This is a genomic window from Veillonella parvula, assembly GCF_002005185.1.
GTDB lineage: Bacteria > Bacillota > Negativicutes > Veillonellales > Veillonellaceae > Veillonella > Veillonella parvula_M.
Genome location: NZ_CP019721.1, coordinates 432204 through 449945 on the forward strand (window position 1 = coordinate 432204; position 17742 = coordinate 449945).

At 39.0% G+C, this 17742-nt stretch carries 15 protein-coding genes and 1 pseudogene; 5 read left to right on the forward strand and 11 right to left on the reverse strand.

Annotated elements, in window-relative coordinates:
• Positions 1–129: 129 nt before the first annotated feature.
• Together B1A77_RS02120 and B1A77_RS02125 are read left to right on the forward strand one after the other, a co-directional pair.
• Complete coding sequence (locus tag B1A77_RS02120; protein ID WP_004698139.1) at positions 130–804, forward strand: response regulator transcription factor; 675 nt, start codon at positions 130–132, stop codon at positions 802–804.
• Positions 782–2197: a sensor histidine kinase gene (locus tag B1A77_RS02125; RefSeq protein WP_187658827.1), complete on the forward strand. Its 1416-nt coding sequence runs from the start codon at positions 782–784 to the stop codon at positions 2195–2197. The genes B1A77_RS02120 and B1A77_RS02125 overlap by 23 nt, the downstream gene beginning before the upstream one ends.
• A gap of 169 nt (positions 2198–2366) precedes the next feature.
• Here the strand turns inward: B1A77_RS02125 and B1A77_RS02130 are convergent, their stop codons facing one another.
• From B1A77_RS02130 to B1A77_RS02145, 4 genes are all read right to left on the reverse strand, one after another.
• Complete coding sequence (locus B1A77_RS02130) at positions 2367–3680, reverse strand: DUF445 domain-containing protein (protein WP_060918951.1); 1314 nt, start codon at positions 3678–3680, stop codon at positions 2367–2369.
• Positions 3677–4912, reverse strand: coding sequence for a DUF445 family protein (locus B1A77_RS02135; protein WP_004694645.1), 1236 nt, complete (start codon positions 4910–4912; stop codon positions 3677–3679). The genes B1A77_RS02130 and B1A77_RS02135 overlap by 4 nt, the downstream gene beginning before the upstream one ends.
• 96 nt (positions 4913–5008) lie before the next feature.
• The gene (locus tag B1A77_RS02140) at positions 5009–5710 is read right to left on the reverse strand and encodes an MBL fold metallo-hydrolase (protein WP_077707776.1); all 702 of its coding nucleotides are present in this window, start codon (positions 5708–5710) and stop codon (positions 5009–5011) included.
• A 187-nt stretch (positions 5711–5897) separates the two neighbouring features.
• Positions 5898–6254 (reverse strand): winged helix-turn-helix transcriptional regulator, encoded by a 357-nt coding sequence (locus B1A77_RS02145; RefSeq protein WP_004694640.1) that lies wholly within the window; start codon positions 6252–6254, stop codon positions 5898–5900.
• Between the two features lie 440 nt (positions 6255–6694).
• On the opposite strand from B1A77_RS02145, the gene ygiD reads away from it, so the two are divergent.
• Positions 6695–7489, forward strand: a complete 795-nt coding sequence (ygiD, locus tag B1A77_RS02150; RefSeq protein ID WP_021148720.1) for a 4,5-DOPA-extradiol-dioxygenase — start codon at positions 6695–6697, stop codon at positions 7487–7489.
• A 174-nt stretch (positions 7490–7663) separates the two neighbouring features.
• Here ygiD and B1A77_RS02155 read toward each other — a convergent pair.
• The 4 genes and pseudogenes from B1A77_RS02155 to pta all read right to left on the reverse strand — a co-directional run bounded on the left by B1A77_RS02155 (position 7664) and on the right by pta (position 10957).
• A pseudogene (locus B1A77_RS02155) lies at positions 7664–7934 on the reverse strand (hypothetical protein).
• A gap of 31 nt (positions 7935–7965) precedes the next feature.
• On the reverse strand, positions 7966–8760 hold the full coding sequence (locus B1A77_RS02160) for a hypothetical protein (protein WP_077707777.1): 795 nt from the start codon (positions 8758–8760) through the stop codon (positions 7966–7968).
• Between the two features lie 275 nt (positions 8761–9035).
• Positions 9036–9695 carry a DUF542 domain-containing protein gene (locus tag B1A77_RS02165; RefSeq protein ID WP_077707778.1) on the reverse strand — a complete coding sequence of 220 codons (660 nt, stop codon included), beginning with the start codon at positions 9693–9695 and terminating at the stop codon, positions 9036–9038.
• Between the two features lie 263 nt (positions 9696–9958).
• Positions 9959–10957, reverse strand: a complete 999-nt coding sequence (gene pta / locus B1A77_RS02170) for a phosphate acetyltransferase (protein WP_077707779.1) — start codon at positions 10955–10957, stop codon at positions 9959–9961.
• Positions 10958–11338: 381 nt separating this feature from the next.
• Here pta and B1A77_RS02175 point away from each other — a divergent pair, with 381 nt between their 5' ends.
• Entirely contained in the window at positions 11339–12016 is a 678-nt protein-coding gene (locus tag B1A77_RS02175; protein ID WP_077707780.1) for a lactate utilization protein, read from the forward strand.
• On the opposite strand, the gene B1A77_RS02180 is transcribed toward B1A77_RS02175, so the two are convergent.
• Both B1A77_RS02180 and B1A77_RS02185 read right to left on the reverse strand, forming a co-directional pair.
• Positions 11994–12269 carry a helix-turn-helix domain-containing protein gene (locus B1A77_RS02180; protein WP_004694625.1) on the reverse strand — a complete coding sequence of 92 codons (276 nt, stop codon included), beginning with the start codon at positions 12267–12269 and terminating at the stop codon, positions 11994–11996. The two genes, B1A77_RS02175 and B1A77_RS02180, sit on opposite strands and share 23 nt — an antisense overlap.
• Positions 12270–12770: 501 nt before the next feature.
• Positions 12771–14123, reverse strand: coding sequence for an NAD(P)-dependent oxidoreductase (locus B1A77_RS02185; RefSeq protein ID WP_077707781.1), 1353 nt, complete (start codon positions 14121–14123; stop codon positions 12771–12773).
• Positions 14124–14556: 433 nt separating this feature from the next.
• Between B1A77_RS02185 and B1A77_RS02190 the strand changes: the two genes are divergently transcribed.
• Positions 14557–15744 carry a MalY/PatB family protein gene (locus B1A77_RS02190; protein WP_077707782.1) on the forward strand — a complete coding sequence of 396 codons (1188 nt, stop codon included), beginning with the start codon at positions 14557–14559 and terminating at the stop codon, positions 15742–15744.
• A gap of 217 nt (positions 15745–15961) precedes the next feature.
• On the opposite strand, the gene B1A77_RS02195 is transcribed toward B1A77_RS02190, so the two are convergent.
• On the reverse strand, positions 15962–17608 hold the full coding sequence (locus B1A77_RS02195; protein WP_077707783.1) for a DUF438 domain-containing protein: 1647 nt from the start codon (positions 17606–17608) through the stop codon (positions 15962–15964).
• Between the last annotated feature and the right edge of the window lie 134 nt (positions 17609–17742).

Sequence of the window (17742 nt, forward strand, 5' to 3'; positions counted from 1 at the left end):
ATATTATATATATAGTCACCTTATATGGTGTTGTAGCTTTCAAAAAAAGGAAGTTTATATATATATAATGACTATAATTAATGTAGTTGGAGAGCTATATTTTTAAATCATACATAAGGAGAACAGAGAATGAAAATTTTACTTGTAGAAGACGAAGAAATGCTGAATGGTATCACGGCTAAATATTTACGTGCAGAGAATATGACAGTTGATACATGCTTCAACGGACAACAAGCGATCGATTACGTTAACACATCCAGCTATGACGTTATTGTAATGGATATTATGATGCCAATCCTCGATGGTATCAGTGCTCTTGCACAAATGCGTAACGACGGTAATACAACACCTGTATTGCTTTTAACAGCAAAGGATTCCTTGCAAGATAAAGTTACAGGCCTTAACACTGGTGCAGATGATTATCTTGTAAAGCCTTTCGATCTTGAAGAGTTAACTGCTCGTATTTATGCATTAGCTCGTCGTAATGCGCGTCATGCACAAAACGATATCCATGTAGGTCCACTTACCATCAATGTTCCTCAACGTACAGTTAAACGCGACGGCGAAACAATTACATTGACTGCAAAAGAATTCGACCTATTATTCTATTTAGCAAGTAACGAAAATATCGTATTATCTCGTCAACAAATCCTTGACCATGTTTGGGAATACGATTATGAAAGCTACTCTAACCTTATCGACGTATACATTAAAGATTTGCGCAAGAAAATTGATACTGATGAAAATGTAAAACTCATTCAAACGGTTCGTGGAGTAGGGTATGTCCTCAAAACAGAAAACTAATGATCCTCACCGAGATCTAGATACCATGTCTGGGGCAGCCACCGATTTATTTAATCGGCTGCCCCTAACCTTTAAAATTATGTCGTGGTATACCATCTTTTTGCTTATCATTTTGATGGTTGCATCCGCATGGATTTACGCATATACACATGAATCCGACAACAAAGAAGTGCGCGAGCGCTTACAGCAGCAAGCGATGATTATGGCTACGGATATCCGCAAGTTTAAACCGTACCAAGATAATACATTCTTCTTTGTATCAACTCAAGACGGTTATATTATTAAAGGAGCCTTGCCAGATGGGTTTCCAAACCAAACAATTCTTTCCTTAGGCCAAGTTGGTGAAATTGCTGCAGGTGACGATACCTTCTACTACTACGATACGCCTGTCAATGAACCAAACTATCGTGGTATTTTGCGTGCTGTTACAAAAGTAAAAATAGCCTCTAAAAAGACGGAAAACCTTTTATACAGCCTATTATTAGGAAATATCATTTTCTTACTAATTTCCTCCCTAGGTGGTTATCTTTTTATCAAAAAAGGACTTAAGCCCGTCCGAACTTTGACGAAAACAGCTAAAGTCATCGGTAAAAACAACGACTTGAGCCGTCGTATCGACATCCCTGCTCGCACGGCAAGAGATGAAATCTACGAACTGACCACAACGTTTAACCGTATGATTTCAGGTCTTGAGGATTCTTCCAATCGTGAAAGACAGTTTAGTTCTGACGTATCTCATGAATTGAGAACACCAATTGCTGTTATTAAAGCAGAAAGTGAATTTGCTTTAAAATACGGTCGTACGGAAGCAGATCTACGGGAAGGTTTAACACATATCTTAGAGCAAGCCAAGTTCATGACTAATCTTGTAAGCCAACTGCTTGATGTAGCCCGCCTTGAAAATGCACAAAGTCTAAGCTTTGCACCTGTCAATGTATCATTGATGTTATCCAATATGGTGCACGACTATACAAGACTTTGTACAGAAAATACAGATAAACAGATTACGATTACATCTCACATTGAGCCTAATTTACATATGAATGCTCACGAAGTATCATTACGTCGAGCTATCACAAACCTAGTGGACAATGCCATTAAGTTTACAAACTCTACTATTGATATTTCGGCTAAACTCGTAGGCAGAGACTTAGTCATTACCGTAACAGATAATGGTATTGGCATCGAACCTGAAGCCCTGGATCATATTTGGGATCGTATGTATCAGACGGAACAATCGCGAAACAAAAAATCTAATCACGGTATAGGTCTAGGTCTATACTTTGTAAATAAAGTTATTAACTTACACCATGGCACAGTAACGGCCACGAGTGAACCACAAGTAAAGACTACATTTACAGTGCGATTGCCGTACAACACAACGGAAGAATAACATAAAAGGGACTGACCATTGGTCAGTCCCTTTTCTATATCAATTTTAATCCAAAAAGCCCATAATGTAGAAATTAATTAAACCATAAAAAACTAGCATATAGAAGCTCCTTCTATATGCTAGTTTTTATGTATTTAGTTTTAAAGCAACTTATTACAGATAATTAACTTTAGCCTACAAATTGTTGCCAAAACGGCATATATACATATTCTAGGAAGGTCCATACAAGTAGACCCGCTACAGCACCAACAATAGCGCCATTAATACGAATCCAGCTGAGATCATCCTCCACCTTAGATTCAATAAAGTAAATAAATTTATCTGTACTGAGGCCACCTAATACTTGACGTATGATAGTTTCAATGAGGTCATACCCTTGTTCAAGTACGTAGTCGCCAATATCGTGTAAGGTTTTTTCAATACGATTTCTAAGATCTTCTGATTGACCGTATACATTCCATAATTCAAGAGCAATATTGACTAAAACCTGAGCTGGCGTCTCCCCATTTTCATCCCCTATGAGCAATAATTCTTCTATATAAGGGCATAAATGGTTTTCGATAACAGATTCCCAATCTTGTTCGCGAATCCAACGTTCCCACGCTTCATCAAGAGCATCGCAGACTTCATGGTTCTCTTCAATATTACGAATTGGTTCTACCCATTGTCGCAACCAAGCTGTTCGTTCAGGGCTATTGGGTCGTTTCCAACTTTCCAACATAGCATAGGCCTCTTGGACAATAGCCTCTGCCATTTCTTGATAGTTTACTACATCGGTAGCTTCGGACATAGAAATAAGGAAATCAGACCAGAAGCCTTTTCGCTTTTTCTTATGTGCCTCTTCTGCTACGACAGCGGTAAGCCAGGTAACCATAGCTGGATGATTAATCCGTTCTTGAATCACGTTTAAAACTTGCACAACCATACTTTCATAGCGATTATGCTCACATAAATCGAGTAATACGTGTTTCAAAACAGGCACGAGAGAATGTTGTTGAAGCAACCCGCGAATGCGTTTTGCCCCCCATTGTGCCCATTCTTCATTAGTTTGAGATTTCCATAAAAGGTGTAGTCCTTGATGAATCACAAGGCGCGCTGCTCTCTGCCCCTCAGGAGACAACAAGAACTTTTCAAACAATGGCACAAATTGCACATTTTTCAATAATACCTTACAACGCTCCTTGGTAAGCATCTTCGTCTCTACAAGTTTAATGACACCATTAATGAGGCGATCTTTATTGCGAGGAATTAGCGCTGTATGATATGGGAAGCCTAGTGGCTTGCGAAATAAAGCCGTTACAGCAAACCAGTCAGCCACACTGCCGATGAGGGCAGATTGAACCGCCCAGTACAACGGTTGATACCAACTTTCATAGCCAAAGAAAAATTGTCCTACGAAAGCAAAGCAGTACAATACGGCAGTCAAGCCTAGAATGCCATTAGCACGCTGTTTCAAGGTAAGGGATTTCAAATAACTAATCATTTGAGCACCCCCTCTACAATGATGGTCAAACCGTATAAGATGCCGCCAAGGACAGCCCCTATAAGGGAACCATTAATACGCACCATTTGAAGGTCATAGTACATTTTGCCGCGAACAATTTGAGTGATTTCATCAGGCGAATAGCGGGATAATTCTTGACCTACCACACTGTCGATGAGGGGGTTCAATTTCTGCAACCACGGAATACTACGCAACAAGAAGAACCGCTCAAAAGGCGCCTGCTTGTCTGGATTCAACAAAATTTCGGTACCGAGCACATTAAAGCGCTCCATAACGATGTCCATGAGGCGTTTCCAATCCAATGTATCCCCATCGATAAGTTTGCCTTCCCATTCTTCAAGAACCATTCTAATCCACTGATTTTTATGTTCTTCAATGAAAGCTTGCCACTCTGTATTAGTTTCCAAATTATTGAAAAAGCGAATAGCTTGGCCCCATACATAGCGTCCCAATGCAGAGTCAATAGATTCATTTTCCTTCAAGAATTGAACGGCCTTTTTCTGTACCGTTTCTACCAATCGTTCTGGTGAAAGTCCATCTCCGCCAAAGGCGATGGCCAATTCACGAAAGAAAGAATCCTTTGTATAAGTTTTCATAATGTCTAGCATGACGCGATACAAATAGGGATATACCTGATTTGATGCGATAACACGCTGACATGTGCGGTTAAAATAAAGCCAAAACACGCTTGCTGTGTGACGTTCTAGCATACAACGACCAAAGAGAATAACAAGGGGTGTTGCTTTCCAGTTTGTAACCCCCTTATAAATGGCCTTATTAATCTCTTGGCGCATCGGTTCAATATCCATATGAGATAAAACTTGATTGCCCACACCGTACAAGAGATTTCGAATTTGAACTTGTCCCACATCGCTCATGCCGTATTCAACGATACGGACCATAACGCGTTCTTTTTTGATAGCATAATACATCTGTGGCACGCGCAATAGCTCTTCGCTGAGCATAGTGCGGCCTATCTGAATTAATCGTTCCTTACTGCGCGGCAAGATTGCCGTTTTGAAAGGAATACCTAAAGGCTTCGTAAAGAGAGCCGTTACTGCATACCAATCCGCGAGGCCACCTATCATAGCTGCTCCAGAGATATGCATGATAAAGGCCCAAAATGTATCATGTCGTTGCGGATATGAAATTAAAAATATAATAGCCATGACAACCAATAGGGTGGTTGCCACTGGTTTGGTTTTCATCATCACTTGATCCTAACTTACTCAATTACGCATATAGACTATCCCTATATAACGTAGTGACCTCGAGGCCTACGGACTTTCACAAATTATATCTACAATCTAAAAAGTAGCCTCATCGCCATCTTTTTGAGGTTCCCAAATCGGCACCTCCCCAAAGAGAGCTTTAAAGTATACAGACGGTGCCCATAATGGACCATTTAAATGCATTGGAATAAAGGCTTTATTCACCTGTACACGGCGCAAAAACTCAATACTACCCCACTCCATAGCGTCTTCCAAACGATTGTCTACTGGGAACATCGCTACATCTACGGATAAGCCGTCTAATTCCTTGAACTCACGCCAAGCCATACGCTTTGCATCCGCATTGTTTTCTGGCGTATCGCCAAGCCAATGCCACCAATTAAGATCGCCTGCATGGAAGATAGAGTCAGAGTCGATATTCGCCGTATTTGTCTTTACGTAAAAAGAACCACCTTCATCGGTGCTGCCATACATATGGATGCCTACATCATCTAATAGTGCATCTTGGCCAGGGCGCATGGTAATACATTTTTTTACCTTGCCCTCTAACGGCACATCTTGATGACAAATATAGCGCGTTTGAGGACCATCAAACTCCGTAATGGATGGGTTAAAGTGATCTCCATGAATGTGACTTACGAAGAACCAAAGTTCACGACCTCGTTTAGCCAACTGCCAAACAATATTATTAGGATCCTTATAATAATCAAACACATAGCAACGCTTACCATCCTCTACGAGAAATCCGCTATGCGCTAAAAAAGTAACATGTAACATTATTATCAATACCTCTAATTTATTGAGAATTTATATCATTCGTATTTTTTATTATACCATATTTTTCTAAATGCATGGCATAAACAAATGGCTATTCATGACACATATAAAGGACTTTTTAATGTCCTATCAAATATATAGTGCCCCATATATATCATAATAAGGGCAGAAATGCCGCTGGCATTTCTTAGATGCGGCCAGCGGCTTTCATATAGTCGATATATTGGTTACCCCAGTTTTCAAGGGAAGCTAATACAGTTTTAAAACCAGCTCCCACTTCGGTAAGGCTATATTCAACCTTTGGTGGAATGGTTCCATACACTTCACGATGTACAAGGCCGTCATCTTCCATTTGGCGCAACGCTCTTGTAAGTGTAGCTTGTGTAATTGGATGTAATCTCCGCTCTAGTTCACGGAAGCGCACAGGACCTTCAGATAATTCATGCATAATCAACAAAGACCATTTGCCAGCCAATAACTTTTGGCTCGTTGCAAAAGGACATCTGCCAACTAGATCATGAACATTTACGAGTTGCTCTGCCATTATCATTCTCCTTATATATCTAGCTTAAGTAGCTTGTTATAACAAAATTAACATTTATAACTATGCTACTCTTTATAGCTATACTACAATTTCTATTTCGGTATTAGAAATATTTCCACTTAATGTAGTTCAAATCATATCACAATTTTTTAGAATTGCAAGTATTTTATAGTATCTTTTTTTAGGGTACAAAAATTTTTGAAAATATTTTAATCAGTAAATATCACAATTCTATCATATTTGATAGTACCTATCTCAAATAATTCTACTATTCAAAATATTTGCACCAATATATAATAAACTCACTAACTAAATACAATTATCGGTTGGTGAATCAATAACTATTAGATTTAGTCATCAACCTTTATAGCTAAACAATTGTATCAATTTTACAGCATTAAACAGATTACACATTATCAATTGAAGGATTAGGTGATATTATGAAACGCATGCCTACACTATTCGTCGGTCACGGCAGCCCTATGATGGCGTTAGAACATACAGAAACAACAAATACTTTCAAAAGTATAGGACAAAATATAATTAACAACTATGGCAAACCAAAAGCCATAGGTGCCATCTCTGCTCATTGGTATGCAGATGGCACCTATGTTCAAAGCACAGAGAATCCAAAACAAATTTACGATATGTATGGATTTCCGCAAGAACTCTACGAAGTTGTATATCCTGCAAAGGGTGACAGCAATTTAACGAAAGAAGTACAAAAATTACTGGGTAACTCCGTTTCTATAAATGACACTTGGGGTATCGATCACGGCATGTGGACTGTGTTAGTTCACATGTTCCCTGATGCATCAATTCCAGTTGTCCAACTATCTATCAATAAATACCTAAGCCCAAAAGAAGCCTATCAATTAGGCGTAAAACTTCAGTCATTACGCGATGAAGGCTATCTTATTATGGGCAGCGGTAATATCGTTCATAATCTAAGACGCATAGAATGGGACAGTCCATCCGGCACCTCTGCCACAATTGAGTTTGACCAATACATTTCTAAGGCCGTCTTAGAAAACGATATAGATGCTATTGTTAATTACACTCGACATCCTCAGGCTAGCTATGCAGCACCTACACCAGATCACTACTTACCACTAATTTATATTATGGGCGCTAGTGAAGGTGCAAAACCGACTGTATTTAATCAAACCTATAGTTTGGGCTCCCTATCAATGACGGGATTTATCTTTGAGGATGAGCCTCAAAGCATACTTTAAGCTCATAAAGATACAAAAATCTCCTAGGAAATTTTTATTTCCTATTCACATAAAACCTTACATTACTATGTATAAACCAAAATAAAAAAATAAATATATATATATTTATATACGCAAAAGAACCGCTAGTTACAAAAACTAGCGGTTCTTTTCTTTACCATACTAATGACTCTACTAAATGAGTTTTTTAATGAAAGCTTCCATTTCCATCGGTTTTACAACAGGCTCGAAGCGCCCTACCACATTACCTTTACGATCTATAACAAACTTAGTGAAGTTCCACTTTACCTCATCGTCCTTTAAATAATTAGGATCGATACCATTGAGATAATTTAAATCCACATTTGCTCGCCGTGTTAACAATGATAAGAACCTTACCTTCATAAGTTTGTAAGGATTGTAATTCACCAGACTTAGTAGGCAGGGAAAATTGATATACAGACATGGAATCTCCTAATTTAAATTAAAAATCTTTATTACACTAATAATGTTTTCACATCATAATTAAATTTTGCCGTTGTTTCCGCCGCAGTTTTTTGCCATTCTGTTGTTGCTGTACCATCTTTTTCAAGGAAGAATCCAGAGTCAAGATAGCGAATAATAATATAGTTGGAATCCTTTTGATCAAACCCATTACCGCGGGAGAAGTCGATACCATGACCAGTATTGCGTGTTACAATAGCTTCCAACAAAGGCAACGTAATGGCATTCAACGTAATTTTCATATCACATTTGTCGAAAATCTTTTTAAAGAAAGAACTAGGTTTTTCTTCTTTATATACTAATAGTTTACTAATTGTACCATTAGATGCACATACTACGCGACGAATTTCATTAATAGGAATATCTACCTTACCATTCGAGATAACACCGTTTTTAATGGTAATTTCTCGTTTCCCCATATAGGAGTAATCTAGTGGCAATTGAAGGGTGTCTAAATTTGTAGGGAAGTCCGCTGTCAATTTATGGCGAGCAAAGGCAGCAATGATTGCTTTGGTTTCACGAATATTATGACCAGTATTATAATCTGTACGGTCAGTATCTAAATCTTGACCTTCTATATTTTTCCAATTATGGTCTCTAAATATAATCGAATAGTTACTATTTGAATTTAAATATCTTGTAAGATGAAGCTCATTTACATCATCAAAATCAATGTCAGTTATAACTTGTCCATTCGAATCTTTACAGAGTACACCATTGTAACTAACCGTCAATATACGATCCGTACTTTCAAAAACAACAGGATTTGTGTCGAATACAGAAATCATAGCCCTCTCCTTTTCACGACTTCAAACATAACTACACCTGTATATATCAAGTGCATTTACTCAATATATTGATTAAAGATATTAATCAAATATAGTTAACTTAATCATACACCTTCTATATGAATTTACGCAAATGATGTATTTCCCCATACTATAGCTACAAACTCATGATTCTCAAGATAACAAAAGACACCAACCATTCGATTGGTGTCTTTACTACATACAAGGAGCCATTTTGTAATAGCTTCTTGTCATTATACAGATGATATTATAATCTATTTCATGTCAAACAAAACAGAATTTTCTAAGAAAATATGTTCATGCAGGCCTTCTTCTAAGGCTTTCATGGTCTTAAATACATAGACATAAGTAGCACAGCCATCTGCTGGTGCTGTGTACTGGTTGGTCAATGCACTTAAGGATTCCAAAAGTACACCTGCAGCTTCGTGTTCAGCCCGAAGTTCATCAAAGTCTATTGGTTTACCCGCTTTAAACTCAGGAAAGTCTACATGTTCTTCATGCCGGAAATGAGGTACAAGAGCGGATTTGAGTTGCAAAAAGGTTTGATAAATCTTTGTCAATTCCTCACCATGATGGTCATAATGTACATTTAGTAGTTTTGCCAGTCCTTGGTCAATTTCATCAATCATATTCAATTGTTCTCGATGATAGGTATGAACGATGTAGTCAATCAATTGGTCTTTAGAATAACTAAGCACCTCTGCACGAGAAGATTTCTGAGCAACTTGTACATCATTTAACATAGCAATGTATGCATCCACATCTTTACCTATTTCTGCAATAGCCTCTGCTAAAGGATGTCCACCACCACAGCAAAAATCAATTCCATCTTTTGCTAATACATCCATTAACTCTGGATTTACTTTAACCGCATCAGCTACGGTCATGGATTTATTAATAGTTTCAAAACTCATAAGATACACCTCCAATGGTTTACGCCGATCTATATTCTTATAGTTATACTATACGATCAACCATGGATTCTGTCTGTCGCAGTGGCTACGAATTTGAAAGTAACATGACAACAATGGTAATGCTGTAGAAAATAACATAAAGTAATGAATATAAAAATACATAGATATATATTGAACATACAAAAAGCTGGCCCCATAGAGCCAGCTTTCAGCATATCAAAATATATATGACATATGTTTATATATAATTGTGTGAGTAACTATTAGATGCTTTCAATAGCAGCGATAGCGGCAACGTCTACAACGTCTTGAGCAGAGCAGCCACGAGAAAGGTCATGAACTGGTTTAGCCAAGCCTTGAATCAATGGGCCAAGAGCATCAGCGCCGGAGAAGCGTTGTACCAATTTGTAACCAATGTTAGCAGCTTGAAGATCAGGGAAGATCAAGATGTTAGCCTTACCAGCTACGTTGGAGCCAGGAGCTTTCTTTTCTGCTACGGAAGGAACGATGGAAGCGTCCAATTGTAATTCGCCGTCAAATTTGAAATCAACGTTGCGTTCTTTCAAGATGTTAACAGCTTCAACCACTTTATCTACTTCTGGAGTGGAAGCGGAACCTTTTGTGGAGAAGGACAACATGGATACGCGAGGGTCAGCCATGCCAACAACTTTGCGAGCTTTTTCTACAGTGGATTCTGCAATATCAGCCAATTGTTCGCTAGTTGGATTAGGCAATACGCCGCAGTCAGAGAATACAAGCATACCGTCGTCGCCATATTCTTTTTTGCTTGTGAACATGAACATGGAAGAAGATACAGTTTTAAGACCTGGTTTAGTACCTACAACTTGCAATGCAGCGCGCAATACGTTTGCTGTTGGGCAAGCGGAACCAGCAACCATGCCATCTACTGCGCCAAGGCGAACAAGCATAGCGCCGAAGAACAAGCAATCGCCTTTCATAGTTGCGTCAGCTTTTTCAGGAGTCATACCTTTTTTAGCGCGCAATTCTACGAATGTATCAACCATTTCTTGGTAACGATCGTAGTTAGCAGGATTGATGATTTCAGCACCTTCGATGGATACACCAACAGCTTTAGCAGCCTCAGCGATTTCAGCAGGATTACCAACGAGTACAGGTGTTACAAAACCTTCTTTCAAAATAATTTCAGTTGCTTTCAATACGCGTTCATCTTTGTATTCTGGCAACACGATTTTTTTACCTAATGGTTTTACTTGGTCTTTTAATTTTTGAATTAAATCCACGATTTTTGCCTCCTTAACATTGGCTTTACGCCATATCAATACTATTATTATAGCAAATTCAACCTATTGGTAAAAGTAAAAATTATTTCTTAACATATCATTCCTAGTATTATACTCTTTTGTGAAAGTTGGAACTCATTCCAACTTTTCTCAATTTTAACTATCAACTTGGATTTCATTCCAACTTTTTATCATTTTAAATATAAGATTGGATTAGATTCCTAATTTTTTAATTTAAAACCTAACGCCTCAAATAAGTTTTATCTACGAACTACATACCAATAATTGAACTCTTTACACATACACGCTACAATAATAGAAATAAAATACGGATAGCAAAATGCCAATTTATATTCCTTATACACTCATTTAGGAGGGCTTATGGCAAATACTGAGACAACAATCAACGCCGTTATAAATCCAGAAAATAACGAAACGCCTATAGACATAGAGAAAACGATTAAAGCCTTGGAGCGAAATAAATTTGTAGTTCATTATTTTGAAACAGGCGCAGAAGCTATTTCCTATTTAAAAGGCCGTATTCAAAATAAACGTGTAGCCATCGGTGATTCTCACACCTTATTGGAGCTCAAGGTTCATGATGTCTTAGCCCAGGTCAACGATGACATAACAGATATTCAACGTCCGCTTCCCGGTGAAAGCTTCCGCGACACCGCATTACGCACCATGGGCCGTGATGTATTCCTCACCTCAGTCAACGCTCTTGCTCAGACGGGAGAGATGGTGAATATCGATGGTACGGGTAATCGTGTTGCAGCCTCTTTATTCGGCTCTCAGGAGGTATTTTTTGTGCTAGGCATCAACAAAATCACGCCAGATTTAGCTTCCGCCATCTATCGCGCACGAAATGTAGCCGCTCCGCTCAACAGCAAAAAGAACAAAAAGAGCTCTCTCAATCCATGTGCCACATTAGAAGAGAAATGCTATGACTGTGGTTCTCCAGACCGTATATGCAATGCATTAACGATTTACTATAAAAAGATGCGCAATATGCAAACTATGGAAGTCATCATCATTAATGAATCTTTAGGCTTCTAATTGTTTGCGGCCCATTCAAAAAATCTTGTATATTCATTTCTCCAAGTCCATACACTACTCTATAAATTGTGGACCACCGAGGATCTACGGCACCACTTTCAAGGTCACTAATATAAGATTGGGCTAAACCAGATTTATCTGCCAATTGATATTGAGTCATTCCCAATTGTCTGCGCCAAAGTAAAATCAATACACCAAGCTTGTGAACTTCTTGTCGAACTTGTAGATCTTGACAACATACGATAGGATTCATGCCAACCTCTATCTACTTTCTCCCTCAACACATATTTATGCCTTTACTATAAATCTGGGCTCAATCATTTCCTAGTAGTGGTTGAAAAGCGATAACACAAAAGCCTTAACAAAAACTAATGTGTAAATCATTTTAGTTAAGGCTTTTGTACTATGCAGATTTCATTGCGTAGGATTTCATCATTTCGTGGAATTTTAGTATATATAAAAGTTATTATCATTAAAAATACAGATAGCAAATCAAAAATACAGGTATTATCTATATATTGCAAATTTTATACAGTATTCATACATTATGCATACACTTGATTTATAAAATTACCTAGTTCTATTCATAATACAAGAAGACTATACGATATAAAGTAAATGCGATATATAGTAAATGCGATATATAGTAAATACGCAATATTGTTAAAATACATTTAGAAATAATAAGTCTATTAACAATACAAAAGGACTATACAGCTGAACTGTATAGTCCTTTCTATGTATTTATATAAAATTATTGATTTGCGCTTTCTTGTGCTTTTTTGATTTCCATGTATTTAACCATACCATCAACGGCTTTTTTAGCTTCACGCATAGCCAATACTACGGTAGCAGGTTTATGAACAACGTCACCACCTGCAAATACGCCTTCGCGACTAGTCATACCATATGGATCTTCAGATGTAATAATATAACCTTTTTCATCTACTTTTAAGTTATTACCTTCACCTACAAGACGAGCATTTGGTTTATGACCTGCGGCGATAATGATTTTATCAACAGGCATGACTTGGAAGTTACCAGTACCGTGGATACCTGCACCATCTTCATTAAGCGCCATCACTTCATATTTGAAGCCTTCTACCTTGTCTGTACCTTCTACGCCTACTGGAGAAGCGAACCATTGGAATTGAACGCCTTCAGCACGGGCCTCTTCGTATTCAGACAACAAGGCTGGCATTTGTTCTTGGCTACGACGATATGCTACTGTTACCGCTTCGCAGCCTAAACGTACGCATGTACGAGCCGCATCCATCGCTACGTTACCCCCGCCGATGATGATAACACGGTCACCTTTTTTAACAGGAATTTGATTTTCATCAAGTTCCCCATTTTCTGCCAATTGTACATTCGTCAACAAGTACATTGCTTGGAATACACCAGGTACTTCATCGTTTTCCATGCGCACGTCTTGAGGAATATGCGTACCAGTACCGATGAAGATAGAATCATACCCTTCAGCAAAGAGATCATCCAAAGTTTTATCTTGGCCGATAAATGTATTGCATACGAACTTAACGCCTAACCCTTCAAGACGAGCGATCTCACGACGTACAACGGCTTTAGACAAGCGGAATTCCGGAATACCAAATAAGAGTACGCCCCCTGGTTCAGATTGACCTTCAAATACGGTTACTTCATAACCGAGTTTAGCCACATCACCTGCTACGGACAAACCTGCAGGACCAGACCCTACTACCGCTACCTTACCAAGATCTTGTTTAATCTTCTTAGGTTTGCGAAGTTCATTGATGCTTTCAAAGTCAGCAGCGAAGCGTTCCAATTTACCGATGTTAATAGGCGGTTTTTTCGCCTTATTCATGATACAGTTGCCTTCGCATTGATTTTCTCGTGGGCACACGCGACCGCAGATAGACGGTAAATTTGTTCGTTCCGCCAAGATATCATTAGCTTCACCAAAATTACCACGTGCGATAGCTTGGATGAAACGAGGTATTTCGTTTTCAATAGGACAACCCATACGGCATAAAGGTTTTGGACAATTTAGACAACGTTTCGCCTCCGCGAGCGCTTCCTCCATCGTATAATCCGCATCAAAATGTAGTGGTTTTAATTCGTTACTCATGGCACATGCCTCCTAACAAGGATCCAGTATACTATACTTACAGCGTTGCATGCACCTAAGCATTCCGATGAGCCCTCTCACATAGGGACGCCGCCACATGCTGCTAACATTTATCTTTTGTAACCATTCGATAGACGTGTGGTCACTGGTCAGACTCACACTATTCTATAGTATATTCTAAATTGTGAAAGTCCCAACAGTCAAGCAAATATAACACCTTTTGTATACGAATATAGCCCCTATTCATGCAAGGATTGCATAGATTTTATACAAGTCCATTTACATATAATAGGATGCATGTATACTGATAATAGATACAGTAATAAGAATTAGAGATACACCTTACGGAATAGAAATATCTATTTCGTAATTAAATATACATATAAGAATTAAAGATATAAAAGCCAAGGTATATCCTTATATGAGGTTTCTTATGAACACAGCAGAATTCACTAGCAAATACTATATAGACCGCCACGGTTCTCATTCCCGCAAATGGGACGGTGAGCATTTAAAATTCACTCGTACCGACCTATTACCACTATGGGTAGCCGATATGGACTTTATGCCACCTCAGTGCATCCAAAATGCCATCTGTAACTATGTGAAAGCCAATCCGTTAGGTTATACTATGACAAATCCAAATTATATAGAGGCTGTTATAAGCTGGTATAAACGTCGTCATCATTGTAATCTTCAAGAAGAATGGCTCGCTAGCACCCCCAATGTCATTACCGGTATTATGTGGTGTATTGGGGCTTTCACAAAACCAAACGATTCCATCGCCGTTCTAAGTCCTGTATACGGCGCCTTTGATACGAGCGCCAGCGATGCACAACGTCACATCATCGCAGTTCCGATGAAACGGAACGAAGATAATCGCTATACTGTCGATTATGAGACCTTTGAAATAGCAATTATCGAGCACGATGTGAAGCTGTTCATTCACTGCAACCCACACAACCCTGTGGGCCATGTGTGGACGGAAGAGGAGATGGGCCGATTATTTGGCATCTGTAAGCGCCACCATGTGCTCATCATAAGCGACGAAATCCATCAAGACCTTATTACAGGCCCAACAGCCTTTACATCATCCTTAACCGTAAAGAGCGGAGCCTATGTAGATAACATGATTGCCATGTCCTCCTTGTCCAAGTCGTTCAATATGGCTAGCTTGCACCACGCAGAGGTTATCATTCCTAACGAAAAGCTACGAAGCCAATTCAACGCCTATAAAGCTCATGTATACCATACGGACTCAGACGTTATTGCCGAAACTGCCATCACAGCAGCCTACACTCACCCAGAGGCCGAAGCATGGTTAACAGATGTACTGGCCATGGTTCGTGAAAACTATGAATATCTATGCCGAGAGCTTTGTACGGCATTACCAAAAATCCGCATCAGCCCTATGGATGGCACCTATTTAGCGTGGATTGACTTTAGTGCCTATGTAAAGCCCGAAGATATGCACGACCTATTTGAAAACAAATGCCACCTCGCACCAAGCTTTGGCGAATGGTTCGGAGACGAAAACTACGCAACCTTTGTACGTCTGAACTTGGCTACAAGCCTAGAAAACATAAAAACCGCTACCCACAGCATTATTAGAAATATTTAACATATCAGTCATATTAAGCATAGTAATTGTATCCAATCATACTATCCCCTACACAACCTTAGTACATACAGCGATGTATGTGCGGTAAACTATAAGGCATACAAAAAGACTGCTCTACCACCAAATCGTGTAGAGCAGCCTTTTTTCTATATATGTCTTACTTTTCTATATATGTCTCATATATGTTACCTATTCAGGTTACCACATATATAGGGTCTTATTTAGTTCTAGCGAAATGATCTTTTGCAAATTGCATGTCTTGTACGAGTTCCAATGTACCAATATAGTTATTGTTTTGGTCACGAACAGCCATGTAATTAACATAGAACGGACGACCTTGTTTTTCAAGCCATACAGCTACATTGTCGCGATCACCTTTACGGAAGGAATCAATGATACCACGTACGATTGGTTCTACCTTTGGTGGATGGCAGGAATACACATCGCGACCAATAGCTGTCGTAGGGCGTTTGAAGACCTTTTCACCATCGTTGAAGTAACGGTTAATGTCTTCGTGATCAACGAAGGTTACTTCCATTGGCATTGTATTAAGCATGGCATTTAATTGATCCACAGTCAAGCTACCACCGATTAGAGCAATGGTATTATCATCGCTACTTGCTTTTGTTGTTTGTGTTGCTAATGCGGTTTCAGCCTCTAGCCAAGCAGTGCGTTTTACCCCAAAGATTTCTTCATACTGTGCTGTATCTTTGTAGATTTGGTACCACTCTTCAGTACTGAAGTTTTCTGCACAGATTGGGAACAAAATATTTTGTTCTTTATAAATCATTTCTTGCGCACGTGTAAGAAGCTCATCAAAACGTCTATACCAATCATCTACGCTTTGGCTAGACTTAGCTAAATCACCTAGTTGGTCCCGAATATCACCATCAACAGTCCACATGACCATAGATGGACCAGAAATATCATAGGCTACTTTCAAATGCGGATACAAAAGGTCACCCTTCTTAGCATAGTGAACAGATACTTGACGCACTGCATTTACATCATCAACGGTTGCCGTTTTATCTGCCACCTTAGGTCGAATGGATTCAATTAACGCATCAAGAGCCTTGTTTTCCTCTGTTAATTGATGGAGTGGATGTCCTACAGTTTCAATCAAGGACACCACACTTTTGCTCTTCTCTTGAGCCTCTAGCACAGCCTCAACCTTAGCATGTTCTGACTCCATTTGTTCATGAATGGTAGAACCGTGGAACAAGGCGGAGTGAAGGTCACATAATTGTTGCACCTCAGCTAACGGTGTACCTTCACGCATGAGACCTTGCTCAGCTTTCATAATTTCACTAGCCTCAACATGGGCGAATTGACTAGCAAAATCTTCACGAACGGCACCCAGGTCTTCGCCTGTGCCTAAACGTTTCAGGAATCCTTTAAGTTGCTCTACACGTTCGCTATCTTGAACAGCATCTTCAGCCTTAGCTTCGGAATTTTCTTCCGTGTTAGCTTTCGCTGTAGTAGATGCTGCTGCATTTATTTCTACTGCGTCTGCTGCAACTGTACTAGAAGCTACCTTAGCAGATGCATCCGTAACATTAGACTTTGTAACCGCTGCAGTAGGTGCCACGCCAGGATGACCCGTAGATTCCGCATCATCACCCGATAGGTTTGGCATGTCACCTTCTAAGGTAAAACCAGCTTTCATAAAAGCACCCACGATATCAATCATGGATACACCTTTCATCTTAGCCCCTTTTGGGATAGTCATGATTTTGCCAACAGAATTCAACATCACCTTATTTGTGATTTCGCTGAATCCTAATTCCTTCATAATATCTGTTACTTCAGGATATTCTTTTACCAAATCATATACAGATTTGGATAAATCTAATTTCTTTTCCATTTTGTTCCCCTCGTGTCAAAAATTTCTATACTATACTTATAAAATAGTATCATCCCTCTATATATGTATATCACACATATGAGGCTATTTATTTACGGTAAAAGGTCTATATGTAATGACCTATGGTTCTATGA

Bases quoted from the DNA above. Each gene is read 5' to 3' on its own strand.
- B1A77_RS02165 (WP_077707778.1), bottom strand. From the start codon at position 9,695: ATGAGTTTTGAAACTATTAATAAATCCATGACCGTAGCTGATGCGGTT.
- B1A77_RS02190 (WP_077707782.1), top strand. From the start codon at position 14,557: ATGAACACAGCAGAATTCACTAGCAAATACTATATAGACCGCCACGGT.
- B1A77_RS02185 (WP_077707781.1), bottom strand. From the start codon at position 14,123: ATGAGTAACGAATTAAAACCACTACATTTTGATGCGGATTATACGATG.
- B1A77_RS02135 (WP_004694645.1), bottom strand. From the start codon at position 4,912: ATGATGAAAACCAAACCAGTGGCAACCACCCTATTGGTTGTCATGGCT.
- B1A77_RS02180 (WP_004694625.1), bottom strand. From the start codon at position 12,269: ATGAATCCTATCGTATGTTGTCAAGATCTACAAGTTCGACAAGAAGTT.
- B1A77_RS02125 (WP_187658827.1), top strand. From the start codon at position 782: ATGTCCTCAAAACAGAAAACTAATGATCCTCACCGAGATCTAGATACC.
- B1A77_RS02160 (WP_077707777.1), bottom strand. From the start codon at position 8,760: ATGATTTCTGTATTCGACACAAATCCTGTTGTTTTTGAAAGTACGGAT.
- B1A77_RS02145 (WP_004694640.1), bottom strand. From the start codon at position 6,254: ATGGCAGAGCAACTCGTAAATGTTCATGATCTAGTTGGCAGATGTCCT.
- B1A77_RS02120 (WP_004698139.1), top strand. From the start codon at position 130: ATGAAAATTTTACTTGTAGAAGACGAAGAAATGCTGAATGGTATCACG.
- B1A77_RS02175 (WP_077707780.1), top strand. From the start codon at position 11,339: ATGGCAAATACTGAGACAACAATCAACGCCGTTATAAATCCAGAAAAT.
- B1A77_RS02130 (WP_060918951.1), bottom strand. From the start codon at position 3,680: ATGATTAGTTATTTGAAATCCCTTACCTTGAAACAGCGTGCTAATGGC.
- ygiD (WP_021148720.1), top strand. From the start codon at position 6,695: ATGAAACGCATGCCTACACTATTCGTCGGTCACGGCAGCCCTATGATG.
- B1A77_RS02195 (WP_077707783.1), bottom strand. From the start codon at position 17,608: ATGGAAAAGAAATTAGATTTATCCAAATCTGTATATGATTTGGTAAAA.
- B1A77_RS02140 (WP_077707776.1), bottom strand. From the start codon at position 5,710: ATGTTACATGTTACTTTTTTAGCGCATAGCGGATTTCTCGTAGAGGAT.